A 908-nucleotide genomic window follows, 5' to 3' on the forward strand; every position below is an offset into this window, starting at 1 on the left:
CGTGAATTCACTGCCATTGTCAGCCAACAGCCGTTCGGGGGCTTTGCGCCGCCGAACAAGCCGATTGAGGACATCGATCACATGCTCCCCGCGCAAGCGCGGACCAACCTCGATCGCCAGTGCCTCACGCGTATAGATGTCGATCACCGTCAGCGCCCGGAACGTCTGGCCATTGACGAGTTGGTCGTGAACGAAGTCGAGCGCCCAGGCCTGGTTCGCCCGGGTCACGGCAGTTCGCTCTTCCCGATGAGCCGCCATCTTGCGGCGGCGCGGTCTTTTGGCTTTCAAAGCAAGACCTTCCTCCCGATAGAGCCGGTAAACGAGGTTGCGCCCGGCGCTCCATCCTTCCCGCTTCAGCAGGATGTGGACACGCCGGTAGCCATAGCGGATGCGCGTGCGGACGATCTCGTGCATCCGCTGGCGCAGTTCCGTACGGGGATCACGTCGCAGCGGCTTGCGCTGGGTGGAGCGATGCTGGCATGTCAAGGCACAGGCCCGGCGCTCGCTGTAGCCGTGACATGCCGTCACATAGCCGACAACCTGTTTCATGAGCGCTGGCCGGGAAACTTTTTTGACAGGACATCCTGAAGAACGGCCTTGTCCAGGCTGAGATCCGCAACCAGCTTCTTCAGCCGCGCATTCTCCTCGACGACCTGCTTGAGTTCCCGGACCTGATCGCTCTCAAGCCCGCCGTACTGCTTCTTCCAGCGATAAAACGTCTGCTCCGATATCCCGACCTGCCGGATCAGATCCGCGACCGGCATACCAAGCTCGGCCTGCTTCAACACCGCTACGATCTGTTCCACCGAAAACCGCTTCTTCTTCATGGCAAACTCTCCTTTCAAACAAGAGGAAAATCCGCCGAAAACTAACATCAAAACCGGACCACTTTCGCCGTGTCACCTCAG

Annotated in this window: 1 pseudogene; it reads right to left on the reverse strand. The window is 59.8% G+C overall.

Going from position 1 to position 908, the window contains the following annotated elements:
• Window positions 1–827: pseudogene (locus AC1RT2_RS32160) on the reverse strand (IS3 family transposase); the annotation flags it as partial.
• Between the last annotated feature and the right edge of the window lie 81 nt (window positions 828–908).

The organism is Shinella sp. GW821-FHT11G07 (assembly GCF_058808115.1).